23 protein-coding genes and 2 pseudogenes are annotated in these 24,244 nt (G+C 44.0%); 4 read left to right on the top strand and 21 right to left on the bottom strand.

Annotated features, from left to right (window positions below; all coding sequences use genetic code 11):
- Positions 1-43: 43 nt before the first annotated feature.
- Complete coding sequence (locus tag DNHGIG_RS10820) at positions 44-1,363, top strand: MFS transporter (RefSeq protein ID WP_282201406.1); 1,320 nt, start codon at positions 44-46, stop codon at positions 1,361-1,363.
- Between the two features lie 118 nt (positions 1,364-1,481).
- On the opposite strand, the gene DNHGIG_RS10815 is transcribed toward DNHGIG_RS10820, so the two are convergent.
- From DNHGIG_RS10815 to DNHGIG_RS10750, 14 genes are all read right to left on the bottom strand, one after another.
- Complete coding sequence (locus DNHGIG_RS10815) at positions 1,482-2,135, bottom strand: cyclase family protein (protein WP_282201405.1); 654 nt, start codon at positions 2,133-2,135, stop codon at positions 1,482-1,484.
- A gap of 76 nt (positions 2,136-2,211) precedes the next feature.
- Positions 2,212-3,219, bottom strand: a complete 1,008-nt coding sequence (locus DNHGIG_RS10810; protein WP_282199629.1) for a purine-cytosine permease family protein — start codon at positions 3,217-3,219, stop codon at positions 2,212-2,214.
- Positions 3,216-3,599 carry a cytosine permease gene (locus DNHGIG_RS10805; protein ID WP_282199628.1) on the bottom strand — a complete coding sequence of 128 codons (384 nt, stop codon included), beginning with the start codon at positions 3,597-3,599 and terminating at the stop codon, positions 3,216-3,218. The genes DNHGIG_RS10810 and DNHGIG_RS10805 overlap by 4 nt, the downstream gene beginning before the upstream one ends.
- A 94-nt stretch (positions 3,600-3,693) precedes the next feature.
- Positions 3,694-5,169 (bottom strand): aldehyde dehydrogenase family protein, encoded by a 1,476-nt coding sequence (locus DNHGIG_RS10800; protein WP_282199627.1) that lies wholly within the window; start codon positions 5,167-5,169, stop codon positions 3,694-3,696.
- Positions 5,170-5,182: 13 nt separating this feature from the next.
- Positions 5,183-6,157, bottom strand: coding sequence for an agmatinase (gene speB, locus DNHGIG_RS10795; RefSeq protein ID WP_282199626.1), 975 nt, complete (start codon positions 6,155-6,157; stop codon positions 5,183-5,185).
- A gap of 404 nt (positions 6,158-6,561) precedes the next feature.
- A complete protein-coding gene (locus DNHGIG_RS10790) occupies positions 6,562-7,281 on the bottom strand; it encodes a KDGP aldolase (RefSeq protein ID WP_282199625.1) in 720 nt (239 codons plus the stop codon).
- Complete coding sequence (locus DNHGIG_RS10785; RefSeq protein ID WP_282199624.1) at positions 7,265-8,383, bottom strand: DgaE family pyridoxal phosphate-dependent ammonia lyase; 1,119 nt, start codon at positions 8,381-8,383, stop codon at positions 7,265-7,267. The genes DNHGIG_RS10790 and DNHGIG_RS10785 overlap by 17 nt, the downstream gene beginning before the upstream one ends.
- Before the next feature lie 49 nt (positions 8,384-8,432).
- Positions 8,433-9,080 carry a DUF4310 family protein gene (locus tag DNHGIG_RS10780; RefSeq protein ID WP_282199623.1) on the bottom strand — a complete coding sequence of 216 codons (648 nt, stop codon included), beginning with the start codon at positions 9,078-9,080 and terminating at the stop codon, positions 8,433-8,435.
- 1 nt (position 9,081) lies between these two features.
- The gene (locus DNHGIG_RS10775; protein ID WP_282199622.1) at positions 9,082-9,867 is read right to left on the bottom strand and encodes a DUF4311 domain-containing protein; all 786 of its coding nucleotides are present in this window, start codon (positions 9,865-9,867) and stop codon (positions 9,082-9,084) included.
- A gap of 30 nt (positions 9,868-9,897) precedes the next feature.
- Complete coding sequence (locus tag DNHGIG_RS10770; protein ID WP_282199621.1) at positions 9,898-10,236, bottom strand: DUF4312 family protein; 339 nt, start codon at positions 10,234-10,236, stop codon at positions 9,898-9,900.
- Positions 10,237-10,238: 2 nt separating this feature from the next.
- On the bottom strand, positions 10,239-10,604 hold the full coding sequence (locus DNHGIG_RS10765) for an SFCGS family glycine-rich protein (protein WP_282199620.1): 366 nt from the start codon (positions 10,602-10,604) through the stop codon (positions 10,239-10,241).
- Between the two features lie 14 nt (positions 10,605-10,618).
- Positions 10,619-10,978 carry a PRD domain-containing protein gene (locus tag DNHGIG_RS10760; RefSeq protein ID WP_282199619.1) on the bottom strand — a complete coding sequence of 120 codons (360 nt, stop codon included), beginning with the start codon at positions 10,976-10,978 and terminating at the stop codon, positions 10,619-10,621.
- Positions 10,971-12,095, bottom strand: a complete 1,125-nt coding sequence (locus DNHGIG_RS10755; RefSeq protein ID WP_282199618.1) for an amidohydrolase/deacetylase family metallohydrolase — start codon at positions 12,093-12,095, stop codon at positions 10,971-10,973. The genes DNHGIG_RS10760 and DNHGIG_RS10755 overlap by 8 nt, the downstream gene beginning before the upstream one ends.
- An 18-nt stretch (positions 12,096-12,113) precedes the next feature.
- Positions 12,114-13,973 carry a BglG family transcription antiterminator gene (locus DNHGIG_RS10750; protein ID WP_282199617.1) on the bottom strand — a complete coding sequence of 620 codons (1,860 nt, stop codon included), beginning with the start codon at positions 13,971-13,973 and terminating at the stop codon, positions 12,114-12,116.
- 222 nt (positions 13,974-14,195) lie between these two features.
- Here DNHGIG_RS10750 and tnpA point away from each other — a divergent pair, with 222 nt between their 5' ends.
- From tnpA to tnpC, 3 genes and pseudogenes are all read left to right on the top strand, one after another.
- Positions 14,196-14,513, top strand: a complete 318-nt coding sequence (tnpA, locus tag DNHGIG_RS10745; RefSeq protein ID WP_282199616.1) for an IS66 family insertion sequence element accessory protein TnpA — start codon at positions 14,196-14,198, stop codon at positions 14,511-14,513.
- Entirely contained in the window at positions 14,507-14,863 is a 357-nt protein-coding gene (gene tnpB / locus DNHGIG_RS10740) for an IS66 family insertion sequence element accessory protein TnpB (RefSeq protein WP_282199615.1), read from the top strand. The genes tnpA and tnpB overlap by 7 nt, the downstream gene beginning before the upstream one ends.
- Positions 14,864-14,933: 70 nt before the next feature.
- Positions 14,934-16,510, top strand: a pseudogene (tnpC, locus tag DNHGIG_RS10735) (IS66 family transposase).
- Between the two features lie 204 nt (positions 16,511-16,714).
- Here the strand turns inward: tnpC and DNHGIG_RS10730 are convergent.
- The 7 genes and pseudogenes from DNHGIG_RS10730 to DNHGIG_RS10705 all read right to left on the bottom strand — a co-directional run bounded on the left by DNHGIG_RS10730 (position 16,715) and on the right by DNHGIG_RS10705 (position 23,961).
- On the bottom strand, positions 16,715-17,350 hold the full coding sequence (locus tag DNHGIG_RS10730) for a DUF4337 domain-containing protein (protein WP_282199614.1): 636 nt from the start codon (positions 17,348-17,350) through the stop codon (positions 16,715-16,717).
- 353 nt (positions 17,351-17,703) lie between these two features.
- Positions 17,704-18,633: a hypothetical protein gene (locus DNHGIG_RS10725; RefSeq protein ID WP_282199613.1), complete on the bottom strand. Its 930-nt coding sequence runs from the start codon at positions 18,631-18,633 to the stop codon at positions 17,704-17,706.
- Positions 18,630-19,622, bottom strand: a complete 993-nt coding sequence (locus DNHGIG_RS10720) for a phosphodiester glycosidase family protein (protein WP_282199612.1) — start codon at positions 19,620-19,622, stop codon at positions 18,630-18,632. The genes DNHGIG_RS10725 and DNHGIG_RS10720 overlap by 4 nt, the downstream gene beginning before the upstream one ends.
- A 370-nt stretch (positions 19,623-19,992) precedes the next feature.
- Entirely contained in the window at positions 19,993-21,153 is a 1,161-nt protein-coding gene (locus tag DNHGIG_RS10715) for a VIT1/CCC1 transporter family protein (protein WP_282199611.1), read from the bottom strand.
- A 259-nt stretch (positions 21,154-21,412) separates the two neighbouring features.
- The gene (locus tag DNHGIG_RS21020; RefSeq protein WP_369414754.1) at positions 21,413-21,688 is read right to left on the bottom strand and encodes a hypothetical protein; all 276 of its coding nucleotides are present in this window, start codon (positions 21,686-21,688) and stop codon (positions 21,413-21,415) included.
- A 33-nt stretch (positions 21,689-21,721) separates the two neighbouring features.
- Positions 21,722-22,102 (bottom strand): annotated as a pseudogene (locus DNHGIG_RS21015) (MgtC/SapB family protein); the annotation flags it as partial.
- A gap of 233 nt (positions 22,103-22,335) precedes the next feature.
- Positions 22,336-23,961, bottom strand: a complete 1,626-nt coding sequence (locus DNHGIG_RS10705; RefSeq protein ID WP_282199610.1) for an Nramp family divalent metal transporter — start codon at positions 23,959-23,961, stop codon at positions 22,336-22,338.
- Positions 23,962-24,244: the final 283 nt, after the last annotated feature.

Below are 24,244 nucleotides of genomic sequence, written 5' to 3'. Positions count from 1 at the left end.
AACCTAAGGGGGTAAATCCATGAGTGATAAACCATTGAAATTGATGGAAAAAAATCGTTTAAAAGAAGGCATTGCGATACATCATAAGGTTTCTATTCCATCTTTGACAGTACTCGTTGTTATTTTCTGTTTCCTCTCGATGTTGGCTGATGGTTATGACTTGGGGATATACGGTGCTGTCCTTCCCAAGCTTTTGGAAGACAAGCAATGGGCGTTATCCCCTGTTCAAGCGGGGGCTATTGGCAGTTACGCTTTGTTGGGGATGCTATTTGGCGCCATTATGGTAGGGACAATTACAGATTTAATCGGGCGGAAATGGACTCTGATTTTCAGCTTAACGGTTTTTTCTATTACAATGGGGTTGGCTGCGATGGCCCAAACACCGGAAACCTTTGGTTTCATTCGTTTTGTCGGGGGAATCGGTTTGGGAGGAGTCATTCCTACCGCTTCCGCTCTTACCATTGAATATTCACCCGTTCAGCGCCGTTCGTTTATCTATGCGGTCATGTTTACCGGCTACTCTTTTGGGATTGTTCTTGGAGCAGTCTTATCCATACTATTGCTGCAAAATCATGGCTGGCGTTTTTTGTTTTGGATTGGTATATTGCCAATTCTTCTCGTCCCTTTCATTATTTTGTATATGCCTGAATCGGTGAATTTCCTTCTCGCTCGGAATCGTAAAGAAGAAGCGGAAAAAATCTGCGAGCGCTATCATCTCAATATAAAAGCAATAGAAATGGAAGAAGGGCAACGGGATCCGAAAAATAAATGGCAAGGACTCTCTACTCTTTTTTCTAGAAAATATATAAGAGCTACGCTTCTATTATGGGTAACCTATTGCATGAGTATGTTCTTAATCTATGGCCTCAACACATGGTTACCGCAAATGATGAAAAAGGCAGGTTACCCGCTGGGTTCAAGTCTATCCTTCATGCTTACGCTCAACCTTACCGCAGCTGTGGGCACACTGATAGCTGGCCTGGCAGCCGACCGTTGGGGATCTCAGCGTCTCATTGGCTTTTCGTATCTATTAGCTGCCATTTGTATTGCTCTTCTATCTGTAAAATCGTCCATTTTTGTTGTCTATGTTCTTGTCGGGCTCGCCGGATTTGGTTCTGTTGGAAATACACAGTTGTTAAATGCCTATGTTACGAAATACTTTTCTTCCCACTCTCGGGCAACAGCTTTGGGATGGGGGCTGGGAGTCGGAAGAATTGGGGCGATATCAGGCCCGATTATTATCGGTCTATTGATGTCGAAGGGCATGAATCAGATGTTTAGTTTTTATACATTTGCTATTGCGGGTCTACTTGCTTCCCTTTCTATCCTTCTCGTCCCCAAAAAAGACAACGAAATGATTTAGTTGTTCGATTCCGCTTCCCCGGGGAAACCACCCCGGGGATTTGATGGTTCGTGATCCAATAACTATAACGGCAGGTTTTCCGTACCGCAAATTGAAATTAAAAGTAATCAAAAATAGATTACTTTTCTATTTCAATCGCAACCGCACGAACAGGTGAGCCGTCGGCTCCCGCAATTTTTAACGGAAACAACGTTATTAGCGGATCAGGGAAATCAATTGATTCGAAGTTTGTCATATTCTCCGCAATAATTCCGTTGACCGCCGCAACCGCATCATGTACTGGAAATGACGTTCCGCCGGTGACATCCATATTAATTGCATCAATGCAAAAGGTGCGTATGCCTCTACGAATCATCTCATCCACCACTTCCACACTGACATACGGATGGCGAAAGTACTTTTCTTCCCCCGCATATTGGGACCACCCGGTATGAAATAACACGATCTTGCCCGGAGCTAATCGATCCAAGTAAGTTTCTACATCATCTAAAGTAATTTCTTCTTGCTCTCCTTTTCCAGTTACAGGAATGACCACACCGGTTCCGATAAATAACCGCAAGTCAGATTCATCTATACGCTCACCATGATCACAAAAATGATAAGGGGCATCCACATGTGACCCTGTCTGCGAACCGATGTGTACATAGTGCAAGTTGTAGCCTTCCTTTTCAATGGTCGTGGCTACACTGATGTTCGGTTGGGGATCTCCGGGATAGATCGGCGTATCATTCGTCAAAGGAAGAGAAAGATCTACTATTTTTTTAATCTTGATCATATTTAACCCTCGCTTTCTCCTTTTAGAGTATTTCATCAGTACGTCTCTCTTTTCGTATCGTACACCTTCTTAATCATTTGGTATTTTGAAATCCGGTTGATAGTTCTCTGGGCTTTTCGATATTCTTGGGTACCACACTCTTTCCTGTCATTTTAATGAGTCCCCAATATACAACAGATGTTACCAAAAAAGTTAATATCGTAGCTCCCGTTGGAAGAGTACGGACATACGTGAAATAGTATCCGAATCCTGCTCCAAGAAAGTAAGAAATATAAGTATATACGTTTACTCCTTTAAAATACCAATATAGCTTCTTCGTACCATTAATAATCTCATCTGGATCATAATAACCTCTGTTCACGAGATAATAATCAACGATCATCAAAGCGCCCACAGGAATTAAAAGTGTTCCAATCATTAGCAAAAAATTTTGAAAATGATCAAGTAACCATTGTTTTAACAATGCACCAAGAATGGTTATTACTCCAATAACGATCGTTGTAGCCAGATATTTTTGCTTTTGAAAAACAGCCAAATAAGACAGGGTAGAACTATAGAGTGCCATAACATTAGTGGAGACCACCGAGACGAAAATCACCAGTGCTGGTAATAAGCCTAACCATGGATGTTTGCTTCCAATAAGATCAGTGGGATCGTAGGTTTGGGTTATGTTACTTAGGATTGAGAGACCAGAAACTGTAGCTCCAAGAGCCATGGCTAAAAATGTTCCAATGTTGTATCCAGCATACGTTCCAATTATTCCTGTTTTCGATGATGTTGCATTCCGATTATAATCACATACAAGCGGGAGCCAAGAAAACGCCGTAGCCACAACTATATCAAATCCAGTGATGACTGTATTTTTGGGATTTTGGCTGGTTGGTAGATGAATCAAGTCTCCGATATTATACTCAGTAAACAAATACCCAAAGAGGACAAACGCTAATATGACCATAAAATGTGCAGCTAATGATGCAAAGGTTTCAATTCCTTTATGCCCATAGATCGTGATAAGAACCACCACCACTTGAGTGAAAACGGTCCAGAAATTGATGTTGCTATACCCTGTAAGATTTTTCACAGCATGATCGATACTGAGCCCCCCATATAGGCTTGAATCCAACTCCATCCAATAAGAACAGTCGTATTTAATAACGAGGGCAAATGAGCTCCCCGTGTCCCAAAGGCCCCCCGGCATAGTGCCATAGTAGGTAGACCCGTACGTGTTCCAATATTTCCAGTGAGAATCAGAAAAATCGCTCCTATAAGGGAACCGAAAAGAATCACGGCAAGGCCTGTTAAGTAAGGCAGATCGGGAACGAGAAGCTGCCCTGTAAAGACCGTGGTTACAACAACGTTCGAACCTAACCATAGTGAAAACGCAGGGAATAATCCCATCGTTCTCGCGTTCATCGGTGTAGGCTGGATACTATCATGGGCGAAAGGATGATGGTTAGTCATCTGTCAACCTCCTAAATGGATATACTTGAGAACAAACAGATCTTTTATCCATGAATACACGATGCCTATATTACATTCTGCATAAAATACTTCATCATGAACTAACCCCCTTGTTCGAATACCAACCAATTGGTTGTAGTTGAAGATTCCGATTGATATGTTTAGCTTCCGTAAATGCAGCTAAGCCCTGGGGCCCTAACTCACGCCCTATACCGCTTTGTTTGAAACCACCCCAAGGAGTTTCAACGTGTGGAGTATGGTATCCGTTAATCCATACTGTACCTGCCCTTAGGCGACCAGCCACCCGTTCAGCCCGCTCCAGATCTCTACTCAATACCCCGGCTGCAAGACCGAAAGGAGTATCGTTTGCCAGTTGAATCGCCTCTATCTCTTCTTTAAAAGGTTGAACAGTAATTACAGGGCCAAATATCTCTTCTTGTACGATTCGCATGTCTTGTTTTACATCCGTAAATATTGCGGGTGACAGATAGTAACCAGAACGGTCAGGAATTCGTTGCCCTCCGCTTAACAACCGAGCACCATCTGTTAATCCAATTTGAATATACTCTTCCACTTTCTTGCGATGAGCCTCGCTAACGAGAGGCCCCATTTCGGTTGTTTCATCTACAGGATCCCCAATCACAATTTGAGCTGCTCTTGCAGAAAGATGGGTTAAGAAATCATCATATAAGGATTGGTGCACAAGGATACGAGAGGAAGCAACACATACTTGCCCCTGGTTGAAAAATGAACCAAACATTGCCCAATCAACAGCAGTTGCTAGATCCACATCGTCGAACACCAATAACGGAGATTTACCTCCTAATTCCAGAGAAACACGTTTTAAGTTCTTGGCACACTCCTGATAGATTCGGCGTCCTGTTGCAGAGCCTCCCGTAAAAGAAATTTTGTCCACTTCCGGATGGGCTACAAGCGAATGCCCTACAGAGCGGCCTTCCCCCAAGACAAGGTTAAACACTCCCGGGGGCATTTCGCTCTTTTCGATCAATTCTGTTAGTTTCAAAAACGAGAGTGGTGTTACTTCTGACGGCTTAAAGATTACAGTGTTACCGGCAGCCAGAGCGGGAGCAAGTTTCCATATGCCAAGCAACAATGGGAAGTTCCATGGAACAATCAATCCGCATACCCCAATTGGCTCTTCCACCACCTTGCTTATCGTACCGTCGTACATCTCTTTCTCCCAGCAGATCCTATTTGCAACAAGATCCGCATAGTAGCGGAGACATGTTATTGAGTCACTCACATCTAGCCGGGATTCGCGGATCGGTTTTCCCGTGTTTCGAGTCTCCAGTAGAGCAAATTCCTCGGCAGATTCCTCTAATTTATCTGATAATTCACGCAACATTTGAACCCGCAACTCGATATTCTCAGCCCAGTTGGTTGTTTCAAATGCTCGGCGGGCCGCCAAGACAGCCTCATCCACTTGTTCCTCTGTGGCTTCTTTTACTTCAGTTAGTACCTCCCCGGAGGAGGGATTCATAATTTTGCGAATCCCTCCTTCTCCTTTCCGCCATTTTCCCTGTATGAAAATATGATGTGATTCCTGCACACGAATTCCTCCTTTACATCATCACCGACTTCTGTTGAACCTTTTGCCGTTTCATTAATGCAATCAATGTAATAAATTCAAATACTATGTTGGCAGCAGCGGCCGCTGTAATTTGTCCGCTGTCATAAGCGGGAAGAACCTCAACTAAATCAAAACCGACAAAGTTTAAATCAGTAAGACCTCTTACTAAAGCTAATGCGTCGTCAATACTCACACCGGCAACTTCAGGAGTGCCGGTCCCAGGCGCATAAACGGGGTCAAGGAAATCGATGTCAAACGACAAGAAAACCGGACCTTCTCCAACCCTCTCTCGGATTACGTTCAGCATTTGTGTTACACCGACTTGCTTAAATTGATTGGTTGTCCAGACTTCAAAGCCCAGTTCCCGGGCATCCTGTAAGTCTTCCGGTGAGTATAAGCCACCGCGCATCCCCACTTGAATTGATCGAGATACATCGAGTAATCCTTCTTCTACTGCCCGACGAAACGGTGTCCCGTGGTTGTATTTTTGTCCAAAATAACTGTCCCATGTATCTGAATGAGCATCGAAATGTACTAATGCGACCGAACCGTGTTTCTTGGCGATGGCTCGAAGTTCCCCCAAAGTAATCGAATGATCCCCTCCCAAAACTATGGGAATAATCCCTTTATCAACTATTGGATCCAATCCTTCCACGATCTTGTCGTAGGTTTCCGCAATATACCCGGGGATTACAGGGAGATCACCGTAATCGACACCAGACACGTATTCAAACAAATTGATGTTTTGCTCAGGATTAAAGGGACGTAACAAAATCGAGAAATCTCGAATCGCCGCCGGCCCGAATCGGGCTCCCGTACGAAACGATTGACCGGAATCAAACGGAATGCCTAGAATGACAAAATCCATTTGATCATCTATCCGATCAACATGCGGGAGACGCATAAAGGTTCGGGGTCCACAGAAACGCGGAGACTGAAATGAATCTTTCGGTTGGTACTTTGTCATAATGATCCTCCTTTTTATGTAACTGAAAATGAAAGTATGCAACATTTATTCCAATCATTTAGACTTTACGTTAATAGGAAATATTCGAGATTTTAATCAATTTTTCGCACAATTATAAATAAGTACACAAAAGTTCCCATGAAAGGTATATAGATCCTTGTTATTCAATAATGAATACTTATTATTCACAAATGAATAAATACTTCTATTCCAATCGATCATTACTTGATAATTTCAGTCATTACTCCGGTCACGAATAGATTCACGGCTTACAAAATAAAAAGCCCGTATCTTTTCATTAAAGATACGAGCCATTTATGTTTTGTGCGAGATACACGAATCGTTTCTTCAACATGAATTTTCCGTCTGAAACATGCTGCAAGCATGCCTGTCCTCTATCTCTTCTAAAGTGTCAATTTGGATACAGATTGGGCCAATGCCTGAACATCCTCGATGCGGGTGAATCCCGTTTCTTTATCAATAATGGACGTGTAGATGTGGGGAATGATTCGCTTTGCGCCGTGTTCCGCGCAAACCTTTACAATCTCCGGTAACGAATCCACGTCAATCCCCCCGGTCGGTTCAAAAATATAGATCTGATGACGCACTGCAGCTTTAACCATCTCAGCCACTTCATCTAATCTCTTTTTACCTTCAATAGGATAAAACTTGATGGATGGAACACCGATCTCTGCCAGCAAGGCTGCAGCCAGATCACAGGAAACAGGTTCCTGATATTGCTGACTGACAGGTCCTGTCGAAATAAACACCTTGCCGGGTGTCCCACTCGGTGTGATCATTGCATTCACAATGGTTTGTTCACTCTTGACGCTTCGCAAGGAAGCGATCGTATAACCAGCGGCAGGAAATATTTGATTGACATGGGCCGGTTTCGTACGCACGGAAACTTGAACGACTCTCTCCCACTGTGCCGGATCCCCGGCTCCCAATCCAACCGAAACCGGAATATTTTCCGATTGAAATTCCTGTACAGTCTTGACAGCATCATCAACAGTGGGAAAATGTTTTACCATGATTCCGATCAAAGCGTGACCGTCGGTGACTTCCATGATTTCCTTTGCATTTTGTACATTTTTTGCGAGTACATTAAATTGAATGTTCATATGTCTCCTCCACGATTTCTTTTATACGTTTGACAATCAATTGTTCTTGACCCGGTAACAAGGGTCTTGGATCTATATTGATAATCCCTATATTGGCATAATGATTCCGCGTATAGATGGCGGGATTGCCTTCTTCCAAACGACGGATCAATTCATGCGCGCTCATTCCAAGTACTTTCGAATCAATCTTGAGTTGGGCCCTGTAAATGTCGCGCCCTGCTTCATCTTGTACAATGCTTCCTTCAATTCCGTTGATGTCTTTTATCTGTTCGATCAACCATAACATCCGCCGCCGCTGTTCCTGAGATAAATCTTCCTTGAATCCGTAACGCCGAAGAGCTGTCAATAACCCTACAATCGCTTCCTTTCCTACTTTCATCGCCCGGCCTATTCCTTTATATTGGGCACGGCAAGCTTCAATCAAAGAGGCGCGGCCACAGATAAACCCGGAAGTAGGTCCTTCAATCGCTTTACCGCCACTGTAAATCACGAGATCCGCTCCCATGGCAATATATTTGCGCAGATCTTCTTCGGCAGCCGCATCAACAATGATCGGAATTTGATATTCCTTTGCGATCGAAATCATCGTTTCCAGTGATTGCATACCCTTTTGAACGGCATGATGCGATTTTACATAAAAAATAGCTGCCGTTTGCTCATTGATGGCTTCCATGATATGTTTCTTTTCCACATGATTGGCTTGACCGACTTCTACTACTTTTCCTCCACCCAAGGAAATCATCTGCGTGATCGAAGCCCCAAAATGAATCGCATGCCCTTTCTGGATCACAATCTCATTTTTGAGTCCATCTGAAAATGGAAGCTTTTCAATCCTGGTCAAATGGGTTCCTGCAATGACGGCAGCCACGCTGATCGCGATTCCGCCAGCGGCCCCTGAAGTGGGGCAGCCATCCTCTGCACCTGTAACGGTTGCAATGATTTTACCGGCTGCCAGCATAAGTTCGTGAATATCCACATAGTCCATCGAGGCATCCGAGAGCGCCTTTGCGACTTCCGGATGGACTGCGCTTGCGCCTAGTGCCGTCATTTTTCCGCTTGCATTGATGATTTGTTTTAATCCGAAGTCCTGATAAATACCCATCATAACACCTCTCGAAATTTTACGACTGAAATCCAGCTCCAATTTGTAATTATTTTGTAACGATTGGGAAAATGGCTCCCATGATCATGGCTCCCAAAATGGCTCCTCCAGCGATCGGTTTCTTATAAGCATAGAAAATTGCCGCTCCTACTGTTGCTCCAATTCCTACTGGAATGGATGCCATAATAGCAGCAATCACAATCAGTGGTCCCAGGTAACGGCCCGCCGCGTTACCCGCCCCCATCATGACATCAGCCCCAAAGGTGGAGTTTGCTGAATTGATTGTGAATTTCCGGATGAGAACGATGATAAGCCCAATGACTGCACCGATCACTGCACCTGTCAAAAGAGCGAGAGGAAAAGAAGCTAATGGACCCGTAATGCCCGCGGCCAGCATGATAGCCGGAATACCAATTCCCACTCCGGTCTGCAAGGCCCCACCGATATCCAGGATTCCAACGAGAGGGCCTTCCAGCACACGGGCGAATAGGAAGCTCGCCCCAAAAGCGGCGGCTGCACCGAAGCTTCCTCCTTTTATTCCGGCAGCCAGTAAAGCAACAACCGCGATATCATTGAATGCGCCAACATGGTAGACATAGTACATATGAGTTCCTGCGAAGATACCGGCAGAGAGACAAGCGACAAATAAGATGAAAGCATTTTCTGAATACCAAAAACCTCTATTTTGATAATCCATTTTACTTCACCTCGGAACCAAAGAGCTTATGAAATTCAATGAGCCCTTGAGGAACTGTTACATGAATGCTTTGCAACAATTTCACATCAAAACCGCGGAAGAATCCGCTGAGGATAAACAGTAAAATCACAGCAGTCACGAGTGTTTTCGTAATTCGGTTCCAACCGCTGTCGTCGATCCCTTTTCCTATTAAAATCCCCAACACAATGCCCGGTACAGCGTTCCCCATGATCAAATGTGCCACTCCACCAAGAACAGTCCCCCACACGCCGGTACGTTTTCCGGCATCCATCGCCGCCGTCCAGAATACAATCGGCATGATCGGGTTAATCAACCAGTTTGCAGCGGGGACTAATACCGCCGTGGCTACCTTTTGCATCGATTCGGGAATCGAAGCGGCCGTTGAGTTCATAACAGTAACGACGATCATTCCCACGATCGCACCCGCAAAAGCCATTTTTTTCGGATTGTGCAATGTTTCTTCGACATTTCTGTTTTTCCATAACAATGCGGCAGCCGCCCAGTTTGGAATAATCCGGTGCTCCACGTCTTGAGTAAAAGCTCCCGCACCTACAATGGAAGCCCATGAGTTGAACAAAAACCCTAGACCAAATGAAAAGTGTGCAATAGGATCCCCTTCACAGGCGTTCAATTCCCCATAGGTTCGGAACGCTCCCATCCCCTGTACAGTAGGGGCATGGAACATTCTCGCGGCACCGGCACCCACACCAAATCCAACGAGTGCTCCAATAATAATGGATTCCAATAGAATGACTAGAGTTTCCATTTCATTCCTCCTATATCATGATATTTTTCTTCATTCCATACGAATCAAGTGCTGGACCCTTGTCAGATGCTCTTCTTCTCTTTCAAATTCAATCTTCGAAACATCTATGATACGCAATTGAACGGTAATTTGTGCTGTAATCTCATAGCGTGTTCGTTTTCGCGGAAAGAAAATTCCCATGAATCGCTCCGTGTATATCGTTTCCTTTGCACGAATGATTTCCACATTTTGTGGTTCGATCCGCAAGGGGATTCCTGGGATGTCTTGTGCGATTTTCCTCTGAATCTGTGAAAAAATTTTATTGAATGCCGCTTCCTTTGTTTCTCCGACTCCACTTAGTGTTAGCGTGTGGGTGAAAGATTTGTACATCGTTAACCTCCTATGATTTTGATATACTCTTCGGTGAGCCGCCTGCCCAACTCTTCCGTGTCCATAAACCCGAAGCCAATGACTTTCTTTCCCTCCCGCAAAGCAGTAATACCCGCTTCAATCGAACGAAGGCCAAATTCAACCGGGTAATGATATTTCGTTTTCGCGGTTAATGCTCCCGCACCACCACTTCCACAGAAGGAAATGCCAAAGTCAGCCCCTTCTTTATGCATGAAGTCCCCAACCTTCATGTCTGCACCCACACCCGGAATCAAAATAGGTATTCCACCTGCCGACTCAACTCCTTTTGCCACTTTCTGACCTTTTCCCAATCGGTCACCGATAACCACTTTTACTTTTCGTTCCATTCCTTCTTCCCCCGTTATTGTTCAAATTTTGCCGTTTCGAAATGAACGGCAAGCAAGAATATTTCGGTATTTTCAATATTTTGATTTTTGTCCATGCCATAAGTCTGCAGTACTTGTTGGCTCACATCTTTCATCTCTTGGCTGACTTGGTCCCATATCTCTTGTTCAATGGGGGGCAAAGATTCACCTTGTTTCACCCGCCGCATAAACGCCAACAAGTGAACGGCTATCGCTACCCATCGTTCCTTTGTAAAAGAAAGCGAGATCTTTTCTGTCTTTTCTTTTACATTCACTAGCAATGAAATTAATTCATTCTTTTCTTGTAAGGATAATGGATTTTTTTTCGAAATCTCTTGAATCAGATCATCAAACATGTTTCAAAACCTTTCCTGCTTTTATCGTGTATTGAACCAGCAAATGAGGATTGCCCACCATCTTTTCATTTTCAGAATCGATCAAGGTAATCGGTTCCGGAATCATTTTTAGAATGGTTATATCGGCAATCGTTTGTTCTTTCAAAGTTCCGATTTCGTTCGATAAGCCCAACACTTTCGCAGGTCTCCACGTCGAGGCTTCAATCACTTCCTCAACAGTAAAACCAAGGGATAACAATTTGGTCATCGTTGTAACCAGGCTGAAAACGGGACCATTTATGTTCTCACAATAAATATCTGTACTGATTGTGTGAGGAAAAACGTTGAGTTCTTTTGCCCGCTTCATGGTTCGAAAGCTGAAACTTGAACTGCCATGTCCTACATCAAAAAGTACACCTCGTTTGAGTGCTCTCTCCGCTTCCGGAAGTATTGAACCATTTTCATCTACGATCCCGCCCTCCTTCCCATGAAAAGCATGTGTAACAACATCACCAGCATCGAGCAGATCCAGAATCTCGCCAAGTCGAGGCGGAGCGTTTCCTATATGGACCATAAGAGGGAGTCCCACTTTTTGTGCGAGTTTCTTGGCAATGACTAAAGGCTGTAAGCCGTTTCCCTTCACGACCGAACGACTCATGCGGACTTTAATCCCCCGTATCACCGGGTATTGATTGATTAACGCTTCTGTTTCATCCGGCTTCAACATACTCAGATCCGATAATTCCGAACGGCCATCACAAAGTCCTTGGGAAGCGATATTGATCCACAACAGCACTTGCGTTTGGTTTTTTTCAACAACTTCGGTAAGGAATGATTGGAAATCACGAGAGCCTGTACTTCCGGCGTCTACAATCGTAGTCACCCCTTGCTTCACCCCGACAAGATCCGCGTGAATTCCTAACTCTGTCCGATGTTCAAATACATGGACGTGAAGGTCAATGAACCCGGGGGTCACCAAACATCCGGAAGCGTCGATTCTTACCTTCGCCGATTCCGCGGAAATCGCCCCCGGTTCAAAGAGTCCAACAATTTTTCCGTTTTTCACTCCCACATCAAGAGAACGAAAAATGCGTTGAGAAGGATCCGCGACCGTTCCGTTTTGAATGAGAAGATCCAACTTTATCCTCCTTTTCCTTTAGACAAAATAACAAAGAATCGCATGGATTTCGCTTTCGGGAATCACAAGATTTTTTTCTCGAAAAATGTGCATCAATTTCTCACGAATGACCGCCATCGGCTCAGATGTCCACTCATGATTCACACTGTTGTCATCATAAGCTGAACCAAACGCCAAACGGCTAACCATTAACATCAGATGCAAAGCCAATCCTTCAGCACGCTGATCACTCAAATAATCTTTCATTTCAGAAAGAATCGTCCGGCTAAGATCAAATCCTTTGCAAATCACTTCCTGCGTGAATTGCTCTAACGAAGAGAGATCGGACGGCGGTGAATCAACCGTCACTTTTTGATTCTGTCGTGAACGAAGTTCTGTTATCACTTCCCGGACCGAATCGAGGTCTTGGCGATTCGGAATGCTATTGACCACCACGATGGGAACCGACGCTTGAACATTCACCACACTAATTACCAGATCGGGTTTATGCAACTGGATTTGCCTTTCTAACCCTGATACGGAACAGCAGCCAACAATTTTGAGATGGCGAATTTCATGTTCTAAAATGATTTTTAAAAATTGAGCGGTTCCTCTCCCGGTTCCACATACCACCAACGCTTTACATTTGGTCATTTCCTGCATCCGCTTAAGCGAAGCAAGAAAGTGCATCACAATATACCCAATGTCTGAATCGGAAAAATGAACATTCATTTTACAAAACATATCCTGACAAACTTGTTTCACAATATGAAACAAATCCGGATAGGAACGAATAATATCGGAGATGAGAGGATTGGGATCTACCACACCGTGTCGATATTTTGTTAATTTCTCTGTCATATGTGCCAACAAATGTTCAAATAAAAGAGCATCATCCCGGAAATGAATGGCCGTTCGACCGCTTACTTGTGAAATCAATTCCACGGTCAGAGAATAATAATCCTCTATCCCTTCATTCGTCGCGGGTAAAATCATGCCAATCATATGTTGACTGATAAAACAGGCTTCATGGTCTGTGATATTTACACCCAAACGAACCGATAGATCATTGAGAACTTCCTGTAACACACTAAATATTTTTAGTTTTTTAACAGATAGAATTTCGTTAGATTCCAAGACCACTTCATGATTGGAGCGAAGGCGTTGGATCACAATGCACAACCGAATATAAATCCCAATGATCATCCGGTCTGTAAAATGTACTCCGTTGCCTTTCTCACATGTATTCACCATGCTATTCACTGCTTGGAAAATCGCATGGATATCATCTCTTGATAGACGAAGTTTTTCCATCGTCCGACCAACCGGTAAAGGAATGTCGCTCCCTTGAATGATCCCCTCAACAAGATTGAACATATCGTTTCCGCTAAATAGACCCTGTATGATATTTTCTAGTGCCAAACGCCGGTTTATTTCGGTCGCAACTGCCTGAACTCCAAACCGACTCCGTTCCACATAGACATTCCAATTTCCCAAAAGATTTTCAGCCATGGATAAATCGGAAATCGCCGTGTTTCTACTCACATGTAATTTCCCGGCTAAATCGTTGATTTTCATAGGACTGTCTTGCAACAATAATTCCAGCATTAAATGTTTGACTCTTTCCTGGGGGTGAAGAAATACTTCAATGCCTTGGCCATCGTTCAAAAGACTATACAATCGATTTCGGATACCCGTATCTTCTATCCAAATCCCTTTATGCGGTTGGGATTGTAACTCAATATTATGACGTTGCAACCAACTGCGAACGGTTTCCAGATCATATTTCACCGTCCGTTCGCTTACCTGCAATTCTCGGGCAATGTCTTTAATTCGGACAGGTTCTTGTGAATCCAAAATCATGCATATCAGCTTATGAGATCGCGATGTCAAAAGCATGAATTTTCTCCCCTTAGGGTAATGCTTGTTTAAGCAAATTATATGACAAGCGATTTCATCAAAAAAGAACGAATTCTTTCACTATTCATTAGTGCAACTTTTATACAATAGGTGAACTTCTCAAACATACGGTTTTCTGTAAGCGTCAAATACTTCCCACCTACTAACCTCGTGTTGTATTTGAGATAATCTCCTCAAGATATTCGGAGAGGAGAACTTTCAATGTCCCATGCAGAATTAAGAAAAGAGTGGGAGGTACGGATCGCTGCTTTTCGGGCTAGCGGACAGAGTGCATCAGCTTGGTGTAGAGCTCATCAGTTGAAGCTTCATCAGTTCCGATATTGGCTCCGGAAGATTGAACACAAAGAAGCCGTTGTGACCCCATCATCCAAATGGATATCGGTAGAAGTGGACGGGCAGCCTGACGAGTCTAGAAACACCTTGCTCGTTAGAGTAGGGCAAGCAACCGTAGAGATCCAGCCTGGCTTTGATCCCGCGCTGCTGGCAGACGTCGTGCGAACACTCCAAACGTTATGCTAAGCGAAGCTAGCGTAGAGCGAGTGTATCTGGCCTGCGGAAGCACCGATCTACGGAAATCGATTGACGGGTTAGCTGTGCTCGTCAAGGAAGAGTTTGAACTCGACCCTTTCTCGCCCTGTCTCTTCGTTTTCTGCAATCGAAAGCGAGATAAACTGAAGATTCTTCATTGGGAACACAACGGTTTCTGGCTCTATTACCGCCGATTAGAGAAAGGAAAATTTCAGTGGCCGGAAGAAGCGAGCGCCGTACCGTTGAAAATTAGTCGTCGGGAGTTGCGTTGGCTACTCGATGGTCTATCTCTCGAACAGCGACAAGCTCACCCTGCCGTCACTGCGCGTACGATTCTATGATATGTACACCCAATTAGACTTTGGGATTAAAAAAAGGAATTCGCGGTATGTTGTCGAAATCAATAGTATTATGAAAAATCATACGCCGAACCCGACACCTACTACAATTGAAGATCTCCAAAAAGAACGCGATTTGCTGAAAAATCAAATTGCTGAACTCACTGCCAAGCTGAAGTGGTATGAGGAGCAGTTTCGTCTTAGCCAACAGCGCCGGTTTGGCTCTTCGAGCGAACGAATGCCGATCAGCTTGAGCTTTTTAATGAAGCCGAGGTGGAGGCCGATCCCACTGTAGCGGAGCCTACCCTCGAAACCATTACGTATCGCCGTTCGAAAAAACGCGGCCACCGGGAAACCCAGCTTGAAAACCTGCCTGTGGAGACGATCGAGTATCGCCTGCCATCTGAGGAGCAGGTTTGTTCGTGTTGCGGTGGTTCTTTGCATGAAATGAGCACGGAGATACGGCAAGAGCTGAAAATCATTCCGGCCGAAGTCAAAGTGGTCAAGCATGTCCGTTACGTCTACTCCTGCCGCTGTTGTGAGCGTGAGGAGACAAGTACGCCGATTATCACAGCCTCTATGCCTGCCCCCGTCTTTCCGGGGAGTTTGGCGTCTCCTTCCAGTATGGCCTATATCATGAGTCAAAAATATGTGGAGAGCATGCCTCTCTACCGACAAGAGCAACAGTTTGCAAGCCTGGGGATCGAGTTGTCTCGTCAGACCCTGGCCAACTGGATCCTCTACGGAGCGAATACCTGGTTGAGTCTGCTCTATGATCGCATGCGCGAGCACTTACTCAAGCAGGACATTCTGCACGCAGACGAGACGACCTTACAAGTGCTCCGCGAACCGGGTCGGGCCGCACAGACGACTTCTTATCTATGGCTGTACCGCACCGGGAGAGAAGGTCCGGCCATCATCCTCTATGACTACCAGACGACACGGGCGAGCAAACACCCGCGTCAGTTTCTTTCCGGTTTCAAAGGGTACCTGCACGTCGATGGCTATGCGGGTTACCATGGGATACCGGATGTGACCCTGGTCGGTTGTTGGGCTCACGCCCGGCGCAAATTCGATGAGGCACTCAAGGCGCTGCCTGAATCGAAGCGCTCGTCACCGGTAGCAGCCAAAGAGGGACTCAATTTCTGCAATCAACTCTTTGCGATTGAACGGGACTTAAAGGAGTGCACGCCTGAGGAACGTTACCAAATCCGTCAAGAACGCAGCCGCCCTGTGTTGGATGCTTTTTTGGCATGGCTACGTACCCAGAAACCGAAAGTGTTGCCCAAAAGTGCGTTCGGTCAGGCAATCTTGTATTGTCTGAACCAGTGGGAAAAATTAGAGGCGTTTTTACAAGATGGGCGATTGGAGATCGATAACAACCGAAGTGAACGCGCGATCAAACCGTTTGTGATCGGTCGCAAAAACTGGTTGTTCTCCAATACCCCGCGTGGTGCAAAGGCGAGTGCGATCATTTACAGTATCATAGAGACAGCGAAAGAAAATGGATTACATCCCTATTTCTATCTTACCTATCTCTTTGAGAAACTACCTAACCTAGATATGAAAGACAAAGATTCCTTAGATCAGCTTCTCCCTTGGTCAGAAAGCCTACCGCTTACCTGCCGGGCTATAAAAAAGAATACGTAAATCATACGAAAATCCCCATCTCTTCAAAAGGTGGGGATTATTTTACGCTTACCTCTATACGGGAGTGGAAGAAAAAAAGAGGAGGGGTTCGTCCCCCCCCTCTCAGACTGCGAACAAACTACCTCTTTGCCATGAAAGCAGACATAATTGCCCCGCAGTATGAATCATGCCTAGACAGGTTTTTTTTGATAAACGCCATGTGGATTAATTGGATAACAACAACGAAGATAAATAAATAAGACCAATGGAAGCTACACCAAACGATCCATACCAGAAAAGTTTCTTTCGCAAGATAGAGGCCACAGAAGCCAATACGATTGCAATTTGGAAAAAAGTTGTTGCCATTCCTGCTTTGTGGTGTCTAAGAACCAGTTGATTCGTATGCTGAATAGTCTCATCCCGTTGCTTCTCTAAGTCATCGGCTTGTTTTTGTAGAGTTGTCTTATCTGAATCAAATTTTTTCATGCTACTTTGGTATTCGTTTAGTACGTTTTGTTTACTTAATGCATCCCCCTGTAAAGCAGGTACAAGTTGGGACAGTCCTTTGATTACATCGTTTTTCGTACTTTTCGAATCGTAGTAATTCCATTGATCGGAAGCTTTTGCTTGCAACAGTACTGCTTGATCCATTTCCAATAAGGTGTCGGTTGTGATTTGACTTTCTTGAAGTCCAGAAAGAGCTGAAAATACTGCATACACGCTAATTGTAACTGCAATCCAGTTATTGAATTTGCGTTGTTTGTGCTCTTCTCGTTCCCACTTTTCTTCTTTTTCTTCCAACTCTCTCAATTCTTCTTCAACTTTTTCTAGTGGATTCTCCACTCCGAAATTTTCATCCATCTTTAAACACCCACTTTTTGAAACTTAATTCGGTTCATCACCACGAAAGTGGTTGACATTGAAAAAGCACTCGTAATCCTCAAGTATTGTTGGTGTTTAACTAACAACAAATACGAGGTTTTATGAGTGCGCCAACAGTTTATCACGGTTTCATTGAATTTGCCAGAATTCAACGTGGATAAGGTTTTCCATAATGGAAGCCGTAAGGTCATTCATCAAATATGGGAAAGCAATATCTTCTGTTAGTGATCTAAAACGATTTCGATCAAGAGAAACCTTCTCAACTAAAGCGTTTGTTCTTAGCCTTTATTGCCTCTGTTTTTTATATTATCAAAGACTATATGCGATATCACTTATTTTTGTATTGGAGCTTTCACCTGGTTAGAAGATCCAGCGGGTGATTTATCCGCCACCGTACTTCCTGTTGTTTTGGCTGAAGGAGGTACGACAGTAGTATTAGACTGCTTTATGTTGTTAGGAGTCTCTTTAGATGTAATGTCGTTGGATTTCTTCATTTCATTGCTTGACATGGATGATGGTTTCTTTCCCTCAAGATAGTGATGGTTATCAGCTCTTGGATTCGGCTGATTAACTGCCACAGCCGGTATGACGAGCGAACCGTCCGGACGGTACAATCGATCACTCATGTAACGCCAGACTCCGCCAAAAGAACTCGTTATATTCATCTGATCAGAAAGCTCGTCATAATCAATGCGTGAGATTTGTATGTCCCCCAATGGTAATTGACGGATTCCGCTTACCGCGTCATACTTGTAAACTTCATACACTGAACCATTTTTCAATTCAATATATAAGTATTCCATGTACGGAGAGAAAAAGGTGTTTACAACTTTCCGCTGATTTCCAATCCATTCGTGAATCAAATAGGATTTTGCTTCATTTAATGGTAATAAATATGCATCCAAGTAAGAGCCTTGGACAAAATATAAAAGGGTATTCGTATTTCCCAGCCATTGCATATAGGATACCTGCCCCACCGTTCGTTGAAAAATGGTTCCTTCCTTTCCGGCAATCGTCAACGTATCCTTTGTTGTATAAGCCATGTACTGTTTATCTTGGCTATACATCACTTGTTCTGCGTTCTTGGGGGGCATGAGAGTTACTATTTCTTGTTCCTTTTGTGTAGAACCTTCCATGGACGAGACGGGAGGCTGCAAAAATTTATCGATCTTATGGAGTGTCACCAGTTGGAACAGTGTGAACAAGGTAAAAACTCCCGTCCATATGGATACCTTTTTGTTCATCATCCACTTTTTTCTCACGTAGTATTCCCCCCATCTACGACGAAGCTTGTCGCCACGTACCTTTCTCCAAGGGGATTCGACGGAGGTACAAGAAATTGATTCTTATAATAAAGTTCAGAACTGTATCCTCCATCCAGATTGGCTGCCACATATGCGCCATGTTCCAACATCACTTGCTCACAATCGAGCAAGCTTGCACCAATTCCACCATTCCCCCGTCCGGATAGGGCAAGCAACAAAATCGCTCCATCTCTGCGTTGACCAATTGCTGATCTCGGTGCGTAGCCCCAGGATCCATCGGTAGCCTTTAAATAAGGTTTCCCGTCTTGAACAAGTTCCGGTCCGAACGAGACCGCATCTAAGATTCCCAATTGCTCAAGTTCATGAAACGTATATTTGCCGACGATCAGTGCGCCACTTTTTGTGATTCCAATAACAGGTTCCCTCGAGGTTTGATCTCCACTGATAAACTTTCCTCGTGAAATGGTGATACCGAGAGGTATTCCCCCCGTACCATGCCCACCGTCGATAAATCCTCCCGCATTAATACCGGCGATCGAACCGGAATCCTTCACCATTTCACTGACTGTTTCGCCAACAGAGTTTAAATATTTTGTCACCGCCACATGTACACGTTTTGGATCATGAATGATCAATAAACAGCCGGAATATTTGGCTGTTTGAATCGGAACCACTTCGATTTCGTTATCGTGAATGTTTGCAAAGTCCCCAGTCCGCATTGTTCCCCGGTCCATTGTATCTAAGGAAACAGGCCGATACTTTGCCAATGTAGAGGCTGAATAAAAAGGAGTGATGAGCCATGGATGCCGGCTTGTGAGTATGGCACCAATCACTGCACTGCGCAGATTTTCAAAAGGTCCATACAAAACGAGTGCAGCGGTTGAAATCATCATATAGATGATCATGATCATGGTGATGGTAATGCGATTGTTTTTCTTTTTCAAAGGAAATGATGAACGCCCCTTTTTCTGGTATTTAAAAAACAAAACGATCATCTCCTGTATAGGATGAGTACCCCAATATTTTCGTTCCAAAGTATAGAGCATGAACTTACAAAAATCTATGTCAACTATTAGAAAAAGAATGAGCTTAAAAAATAAGAAAAATGGTTCGATATACTAAGTAAAAAGCGCTCAAAAGTTAATAAAAAATTGAAAATCATGATCACTTAAATAAAGGAAAAGTTTTATATGGAATATACTATTTTTATGTTGGCGGTGATCAGAAGGATAAAGAAGAGCCTTGAATGTAAAAAACGCCGACAAACTAAAAATTACAGTTTGTCAGCGTGTGTGATGCGGTTGAGAAGCATTTGTCATCATTCTTCGTTTGATGAACATCAGTCCCTTAATTCGTTTATAATAAAATTGTACCCAAATATCCTAGAACGTAGGAAATCACACCTACAATAATTCCAGCAGTCATCATTTCTAAACCGCTTGCCCACCAACTTCTAGCGGTAATTAAACTTTTAGCTGCCCCAACAGCAAAATGAGCGAGTATAGAAACGACACCTGCGATGATCATGGCAGGGAGACCCGATAAAAAGAAAAACGGAATAAGCGGAATAATCCCGCCAACGAACGTAGAGATGGATCCATAAAAAGCGGAAACCCAAGGGTTGCCCTCATTTGTCTCATGGATTCCAAGTTCCTCTTGTGCCATGGTCTTCACAAATTGATCCGGATTTTGAGAAATTCTATTCGCAATGGTCTCAGACTCTTCTTTAGTAAAACCTTTTAGTTGATATAAAAGAGCCAGTTCTTCTCTTTCGTGCTCGGGGTTTTCAAGGACTTCTTTTCGCTCACGATCTAATTCTTTCTCCATTACCTCGTTTTCTGATTTCGTCGCCAGCCAAGCTCCTGCGCCCATGGATAAGGTGCTTGCCAAAGCACCAAAGAAACCAGATACCAAAATCATATGATTGCTATTGGTATATCCGGCCACTCCAGCAATAATTCCAAAAATAGCACCAAGCCCATCGTTGACACCATAGATAACATCTCCGACCCAACCACCAGTATGCCGCCTATGCCATTTTTCCTCATCCCAAATTTTTTCAAGTAGTTGACTTACCACTGTTTTCTTCTCTGTGAAGGATTCCACGGTCCCTTCGTGATTGGCTTCATCCTCTTCGATTTCATTAAGAATCTGAACGAGATTTTCATCTTCAATTAGATTTCGTTGGGATTTATACCAAGAAGCATTACTGTGTTCTACATCCAAAACTCGCTGTAACATTTCCTCTTTTTTCAAGCTTTTCGGTAACGAAATCGATGGTAATTGATCAAGGGAATAGCCTAAAGTTTTAAGTTCTTGTTCCCAAAGTTTTGTATGTTTTTCTTCTATATCTGCAAGCTGAGATAAAATCATTTTTCGTTTGGGATCGGTTTCCTTTTGAGCTAATGCCTTATATAACACTACGGCTTCCATCTCTCTTCGCCAGTTTTCGATTAATAATTTTATCTTAAGATCTTTCATAATCCCTAATAACTCCTTTTCTTTTTTTGCTACCATTTCTTACCTTCCCTTTGTTTCCCACCACTTATTATATTCATGAATAGCCTTAAAAACCAGAGAAAAATAAAGAAATTCAATGATAATAAATATTAATCTCAAAAAACAGCTTAATTTAGGATAAAATGATATTCATTATCGATATGAGGTTTTCGTTCTCACCTATGCAAAAAAAGTACCTCATCCGTTCGATGAGATACCTTTTTGCTTACTGACTCCAAAGTTCAAGTGCCAGCCGTGCTTCCTTTTATCCCGTAAACTAAACAACTTCCCAACTCACAAAACTTACCCCTTCTTCTAAACTGGCACGACCTACAATTGATTCAACTAATTGGTCTCTGCGCCCCTGAGTGAATAGTTCAGCTATGACCTCCATTTTCCCTGAATGATCATGGAGGTCTTCACTATGTAACGAGCGCAAGAAGAGTTGTTCGTTTCCGATCGCGTGGAGCAATAAAGCACGAATACGGGTTTCATCAATCTGACGACATACAACTCGAACACTGTAACGTGTTTCAATTTCTGTTTGATTCATCGGCTGTTTGTTGATTTTTTCGGCAATCGGACGCAAGAAAAGATTCGTTCCAATAACAAGAACAGTAGCAATGAATGCTTCAAGTATAAATCCTAAGCCCGCAAGTGTTCCAACAGCGGCGCTACACCATAATGTAGCTGCCGTATTTAATCCCTGAACATTACCTCCTTATTTATGCATGATCACACCTGCACCAATGAAACCTATCCCCGACACCACCTGAGCAGCGATACGAGTGGGACTGGATTCACCAACAATGATCCCAGCGAGTGATACAAACAAAGCAGAGCCCAAAGCAACAAGAGCATTTGTTCGTAATCCGGCCATTCGATGTCGCCATTGTCTTTCAAAACCAATGATCATGCCACATAGTAGTGCGGTAACAACATGGAGTGTAAAGTATAGCAAAGTCACATGTATTTCCTCCTCGTGCTTATGGTGAAAATAACTGCCTTTTTTATACTTAGAATCAAATCTCCAAAACGTGAGTAAAATTTTTAAATGAATAAAGTCCTCGGTCTTGCCTAATGGCGAGAACGAGGACTTTTATACTGTATCGAAAGATTTGACATGCTTCATTCCAAGACTTAAACATCGACCGGTCTGATGGGACCATGGATTGCCCCTTCCTCGATGACGATTGAAAATTAATGCCCAAGCGAAAGTTGCACAGCTTTAACAATCAACATAATGACTGCTACGAGTAGATAGCCGCGTAATAAGATCATGCCCAACTTGCGTGTCTTCGACCATACCGGTTTAGGAAGCGTACTCAATGGAGGCATCCTCCAAGTCATGCGATCCTGTTCAGATTCGGGATATGTGGGATTTTTCCCTCGTTGACGATAATATAGCAAACCAGCGACTAGAAGTCCGATCACCAAAATGCCTGCCAAAACCACGGTCAAGAGTTGTACGTTCACGTCAGGGAAAAGGGTTGTCACGGCAAGGATAAATGAGAGCATGACCAGAACACCGACAATAATACTGCTTACTACATTCAGCCACATTTTGTTGACCCAAGGACCCAGAACATCCTTGTCATTGCACAGCAAGAGCAAGAAGACCGTTGCACTCGGAAGCAGTACACCCGCGAGTGCCTGCACCGCCGTTGTGATCAGGCCGAGTGGTGCATGGGGGATCAGTACAATCCCTCCGGATATCAATATGAGGATGGTGTAGCTGACATAGAAGCCCAGAGCGTCCCGCCAGTTTCGATGCAAGGAATGTTTGACGCCAAACACATCGCCAAAGGCGTACGATGTGGAGAGCGTGACAGAAGCTGCACCAATCAGTGAAGCGTTTAGCAAGACAATCGCAAAAAAGGCCCCCGACAACGGCCCGACTTTTTCCGCCAAACCTTTTGCGACCGCACCCGCATCGGTAAACGCACCCGCAAGATTGGTACCCTGAAAGGCGAACGCAGTAGCGATGATTAAAGCCGCCGCACCGAGAATCACGACGAATGCACCGATGACCGTATCCGCCCGTTCGTAGGACATCCAACGCGGAGTCAGGCGCTTATCGATCACATTTGACTGCTGGAAGAACAGTTGCCAAGGGGCAACTGTGGTACCAACCATGCTAATAATGAGCAACAGTGCATCCGAATTCAGGCCACCTTGAACATGGGGAACAAAAAAGTCGTGTATTACTGGACCGGCATGTGGATGGCTCCAGATCGCAAGCGGAATCACTAAAAAGTTCGCCAAGATGAAGAGGTACATGAACGCCTCCCAGCGGCGGAAACTGCCAGTCACGGTTATTGCAATGAGTAGCAATGCGGAAATTGGAACGGAAATATAGGGACTGACTCCGAAATACGACATCGCCAAGTCGATTCCAATGAACTCTGTGATAAGGGTCAGACAATTGACGATGAAAAGATCACCGACAGAGAAAGCCCCCCAGAAACGTCCAAATCGTTCAAAGATGAGGCGAGCGTGTCCTACGCCAGTCACAAGACCCAAACGCACGACCATCTCTTGGTTCACGATTAATACGGGAATGAGAAGCAGAAGCACCCATAGCAGGCTCGTTCCATAGTTCTGCCCGGCCTGAGCATACGTAGCGATGCCGCCAGCATCGTTATCGCCTACCATGACGATGAGACCGGGACCCATGATAGCCAGTAACGTACGAAGCCGAGCCCCCCAAGTTTTGCGCGGGGCCGTATCCTGTTTGCGTATGGTTCCAAACGCTCCACGAATGTCGCCTTCATGAGCGTCGTCAAGCACAGGGGATGATAGGTTGAGAGCTTGGTTATCCAGCATGACAGATTACCTCCTTGGAATTGAAGTTTTAAATGGGTAGTTATATCCGTTGATTTTCGAACACACATTCGACAACTGGGTCCATCTCCCATGCCCATCACCCCCTTCAAGGATTGAATGATTCTCATGATTTATGAATCAAAAGACTGATTCGATAGCAAATTTGAATTCCGTAAGCAAGATTTTTTATATCGCCAGCCAACAAGGTCAATCGTTTGCGGGACTCGCCACTTCCTTTTGTTTAGCAACAGTGATTTTAGTAAAAAATGATGTGCATTCATAC

Source organism: Collibacillus ludicampi, from assembly GCF_023705585.1.
Taxonomy (GTDB): Bacteria; Bacillota; Bacilli; order Tumebacillales; family BOQE01; genus Collibacillus; species Collibacillus ludicampi.
This window is presented reverse-complemented; position numbering and strand designations above follow the sequence as displayed.

Bases quoted from the DNA above. Each gene is read 5' to 3' on its own strand.
- DNHGIG_RS10820 (WP_282201406.1), top strand. From the start codon at position 44: ATGGAAAAAAATCGTTTAAAAGAAGGCATTGCGATACATCATAAGGTT.
- DNHGIG_RS10805 (WP_282199628.1), bottom strand. From the start codon at position 3,599: ATGACTAACCATCATCCTTTCGCCCATGATAGTATCCAGCCTACACCG.
- speB (WP_282199626.1), bottom strand. From the start codon at position 6,157: ATGACAAAGTACCAACCGAAAGATTCATTTCAGTCTCCGCGTTTCTGT.
- DNHGIG_RS10790 (WP_282199625.1), bottom strand. From the start codon at position 7,281: ATGAACATTCAATTTAATGTACTCGCAAAAAATGTACAAAATGCAAAG.
- DNHGIG_RS10785 (WP_282199624.1), bottom strand. From the start codon at position 8,383: ATGGGTATTTATCAGGACTTCGGATTAAAACAAATCATCAATGCAAGC.
- DNHGIG_RS10780 (WP_282199623.1), bottom strand. From the start codon at position 9,080: ATGGATTATCAAAATAGAGGTTTTTGGTATTCAGAAAATGCTTTCATC.
- DNHGIG_RS10775 (WP_282199622.1), bottom strand. From the start codon at position 9,867: ATGGAAACTCTAGTCATTCTATTGGAATCCATTATTATTGGAGCACTC.
- DNHGIG_RS10770 (WP_282199621.1), bottom strand. From the start codon at position 10,236: ATGTACAAATCTTTCACCCACACGCTAACACTAAGTGGAGTCGGAGAA.
- DNHGIG_RS10765 (WP_282199620.1), bottom strand. From the start codon at position 10,604: ATGGAACGAAAAGTAAAAGTGGTTATCGGTGACCGATTGGGAAAAGGT.
- DNHGIG_RS10760 (WP_282199619.1), bottom strand. From the start codon at position 10,978: ATGTTTGATGATCTGATTCAAGAGATTTCGAAAAAAAATCCATTATCC.
- DNHGIG_RS10750 (WP_282199617.1), bottom strand. From the start codon at position 13,973: ATGCTTTTGACATCGCGATCTCATAAGCTGATATGCATGATTTTGGAT.
- tnpA (WP_282199616.1), top strand. From the start codon at position 14,196: ATGTCCCATGCAGAATTAAGAAAAGAGTGGGAGGTACGGATCGCTGCT.
- tnpB (WP_282199615.1), top strand. From the start codon at position 14,507: ATGCTAAGCGAAGCTAGCGTAGAGCGAGTGTATCTGGCCTGCGGAAGC.
- DNHGIG_RS10730 (WP_282199614.1), bottom strand. From the start codon at position 17,350: ATGGATGAAAATTTCGGAGTGGAGAATCCACTAGAAAAAGTTGAAGAA.
- DNHGIG_RS10715 (WP_282199611.1), bottom strand. From the start codon at position 21,153: ATGGTAGCAAAAAAAGAAAAGGAGTTATTAGGGATTATGAAAGATCTT.
- DNHGIG_RS21020 (WP_369414754.1), bottom strand. From the start codon at position 21,688: ATGAATCAAACAGAAATTGAAACACGTTACAGTGTTCGAGTTGTATGT.
- DNHGIG_RS10705 (WP_282199610.1), bottom strand. From the start codon at position 23,961: ATGCTGGATAACCAAGCTCTCAACCTATCATCCCCTGTGCTTGACGAC.